Origin of the sequence: Methylobacter svalbardensis, from assembly GCF_037671525.1 — a bacterium.
Taxonomy (GTDB): Bacteria; Pseudomonadota; Gammaproteobacteria; order Methylococcales; family Methylomonadaceae; genus Methylobacter_A; species Methylobacter_A svalbardensis.
Map to the genome: position 1 here is coordinate 1 of NZ_JAWPOH010000134.1, position 3,363 is coordinate 3,363.

A 3,363-nucleotide genomic window follows, 5' to 3' on the forward strand; every position below is an offset into this window, starting at 1 on the left:
CTTGTTGGGTAGCGATCGAGTGACCAGGACGGCTGGGGCAGCCGCAGGCATCAGCGGTCGCGTGATTTTTGCCGCTTGTTGGGCAGGGATGCCCATAAAAGCTGTCGCAAAAATAGCGACTCCCCGCAAATCCCCAAACACTTTTTTAATCGTGCCAATGACGAAAGATCGAAAACAGAATTAAAGAAATTCTGGCAGGTGCCTATTATTCTGACCGACGAGTATAAAGAAAATGATACTTGGGAAGATTATCAAGAGAGAACAGCAGGTTTTGAATATATTGAAACCTGTAAAACCGAGGCAGAATTTAACGAATGGATTGCAGACAAAAAGGAGTCATGGTTCAAACATTTCCCAACCGGAACAGCCTATCGCGTCCATTGCCTGGACGGGGGGGCGTGGGATAGACCTACATCATGGGGCGCATTTGGTACGCTGGAAGAAGCAAAACAATGTTGTGAGAATGGCCCAAGCTGGAAAAAGGCAGCGGCCCATGGTTATTATGTCGCTTGGAAGAATACGACATAATAGGGTACGTTTAAACAAACGACAGAATTGTTTCATAGGATTTCTTTAAAAACCACAGATGGCGTGGCTTTAGGCCACTTTATGGCTTCCCAATTTTAGTCATGTCAAACCGGCACTTTTTTGGGAAGTATCTACCAATCGGCACTCACAAAGATAACAGCCACACTAAACACATACAAAAAACGAACATTTATACGATAAGGAAAATTAGATGAAAATGTCTTAAATCCCTATATGTTTTCTTATCGAATAAGCCGTAATTTCAGGTATTCATCGAATAATAAAGCAACGGCAATAGTGCTATAGGCAATACACCGTAGGTTTTCGCCGTGTCGTTGCTCAAAATCCTATGAAACAATTCTGTCGTTTGTTTAAATGCACCCTACATAGCCATGGCTTTTCTGTTTGAATTTTAGTTGAATGATGATAAACGCTAACGTAACTTTTAATACCGTTGGACTTCAAATGGTTCTGTCGTAAATATTCAAAGGCCTTAAGCCGCACCTATTTGCGGACGAAGTTATTCTCCTAAAGCTATTAACTGCTTATAGAGGGGGATGTTTTCCTTGGAAAGTAGTTCCTTTCACATCATGTGAGCTGTTTCGATCCCCCATTTATGGTTGTCTTTGTTGGGCGCGCTTACTTTTATGAGAAAAATGATTTTACGGTTGAGGTTAAACTATTCCAGCTTTCTTCCAATTTTGATGATGCTTCGTCCCATCCTGACTCCAACGACTCTTTCATTTCATCCCAAGTATCATCATCTGCTTCCTCTATATCCTTAGCTTTAGCTTTTGCATGCGCTAACTTTTGTTCCAAATCGTCAATTGCAGCGCGAACATGATCAATGGCTTTTTGCGACTCATCAACTCTTTTTTCTTTAAGTGATTTGAGTTTTGCTTCTAGTTTGTCAATGGAATCTTGGGCTTTTGATAATAATTCTTCTTTGGTCATAGCGTTTTTGGTCATAGCGTTAACTCCCGGTTGAATAAGTAAACAATAACATCAGGATCTGAATTCACGATTATTAATGGAGCGAAATCCTCAATTTTTCACCTGCATCATAGTCCTCTTTATATGAAACTATTGCAATAGCATTAATTTTGATTCAGTTGAAATAAGGCAACTTGCATCGGTTTTGGCTCTGAAGGTACAAACAGAATGGTATTAGGGGTTGTGCGCCCTAAACCGCGGAATTTTTCCATATCTTTAAAAATCAATTAGATAGAAAATGATTTTTGAATATTTATGCGTTTTTAACTGGTTGATTTTATTAACTTTAGGGGAATTACGAGGGTTTGCGGTTAGAACCCCTTGTTATCCTGGGCGATCTCATTGATTGTCTTTACGCCTCTAACCGCTTCCAGGGCAATTTTGGCTTTTTGCGCCCCTGTATAAATCTTCCGTTTGCTTTCGCTCATTTCCTGCTTCTCATTTTTCGACAGAACATAGCTTAAACTACTGTCCGGATTTCAGGTTAAAAATGGGGTGCCAATCAACTTAACCCCTTATACGGTGTTTATGATTATCAAAATCATAACCTAACAACGACCGTTAATTGATATACAACTAATTACCTATCTTTATCGATCGGTTATAAATAACTACATTTTGTTCTGAAATTTCGGCGGTTAGGGCTTACAACCCCATAACGTATCGCTCGAATGCGTGCTGTCAATGGGGTACTTCGGAGAGATAGGGGAGCAGGCGATCGGTTTCCGTTTTGACCACTTGGTAGCACTCGCAGACCCGCGCTTCTAATCCAGGCCGGTCTAATATCGTGATGTGGCCACGGGTGCAATGAATCAATCCCGCTCGCTGCAATTTCCCCGCAGCCTTCGTGATGCCTTCGCGGCGCACGCCGAGCATATGGGAGATCAATTCCTGGGTCATGGTCAATTCGTTCTCAGGTAGCCGGTCGAGGCTTATCAGCAGCCAGTGGCAGAGTTGCTGATCCACCGAATGATGCCGATTGCAGGCCGCCGTCTGCCGTCTGCGCTATCTGGGTAATCAGCGCCTGGGTATAGCGCATCAACAAACGGTGTAAGATTGCATATTCTGGCCCAACCTGAACACTCATTCTGATTCAATCTGAACACCTATTCTGATTTAACTTGAACACTGATTCTGGTTTCAAGCTGAACACTTTTCTGGATTTTCCAGAATCGGTGTTCAAGTTGCCAGAATGACTGTTCAGGTTGCCAGAATCCCGCCTAACGTATTGTTTATCCAATCAGACTATCCTTTCCACCTTTTTGGAAAAAGATATGTCAGCGAAGAGAACAGCAATGCGAAAATTAAGAGAAGTACTCAGACTCAGTTACAGCGCCGGATTAAGTATCCGAAAAATCAGTGCGAGCACCAAAATCAGTGTCGGCAGCATCCAAAACATCTTGAAACTGGCCGTGCAGCTGAAAATAACCTGGCCGCTACCGGAGGATTGGGATGATCAAACGCTAGCCCTGAAATTTTATCCCCGATCAGACGCTCAGCCTTCCGCCAAATTTCAGGAGCCGGTATGGACAGATGTTCATATGGAGTTGAAGAAAAAGGGCCTGACCAAGCAGTTGCTCTGGGAGGAGTACACCCAGCAGTATCCGAATCGTTGCTATAGCTACTCGCAGTTCTGCGCCCGTTATGCCGACTGGCGGAAGAAACAAAAACGCTCCATGCGCCAGACTCATCGTGCCGGTGACAAGTTGTTTATCGATTATGCCGGACCCACAATGCCCGTGGTCTGCGCGTCAACCGGCGAAATTCGCACCGCGCAGATCTTTGTAGCGGTGTTGGGAGCCTCCAATTACACCTTTGCCGAAGCGACCTGGAGCCAAAGCC

The 3,363-nt window shown here is 43.8% G+C and carries 2 protein-coding genes and 2 pseudogenes; 2 read left to right on the plus strand and 2 right to left on the minus strand.

All coding sequences use genetic code 11. From position 1 onward, the window contains the following. Positions 1 to 198 precede the first annotated feature (198 nt). Positions 199 to 528 (plus strand): hypothetical protein, encoded by a 330-nt coding sequence (locus RW114_RS20145; protein WP_340124523.1) that lies wholly within the window; start codon positions 199 to 201, stop codon positions 526 to 528. 645 nt (positions 529 to 1,173) lie between these two features. Here RW114_RS20145 and RW114_RS20150 read toward each other — a convergent pair. Both RW114_RS20150 and RW114_RS20155 read right to left on the minus strand, forming a co-directional pair. Further along, on the minus strand, positions 1,174 to 1,497 hold the full coding sequence (locus RW114_RS20150) for a sll1863 family stress response protein (protein WP_340124524.1): 324 nt from the start codon (positions 1,495 to 1,497) through the stop codon (positions 1,174 to 1,176). A 705-nt stretch (positions 1,498 to 2,202) separates the two neighbouring features. Beyond that, a pseudogene (locus RW114_RS20155) lies at positions 2,203 to 2,575 on the minus strand (Crp/Fnr family transcriptional regulator); the annotation flags it as partial. A 220-nt stretch (positions 2,576 to 2,795) separates the two neighbouring features. Between RW114_RS20155 and RW114_RS20160 the strand changes: the two are divergent. Beyond that, a pseudogene (locus tag RW114_RS20160) lies at positions 2,796 to 3,363 on the plus strand (IS21 family transposase); the annotation flags it as partial.

Coding starts and splice junctions, on each gene's coding strand:
- RW114_RS20150 (WP_340124524.1), bottom strand. CDS start 1,497: ATGACCAAAAACGCTATGACCAAAGAAGAATTATTATCAAAAGCCCAA.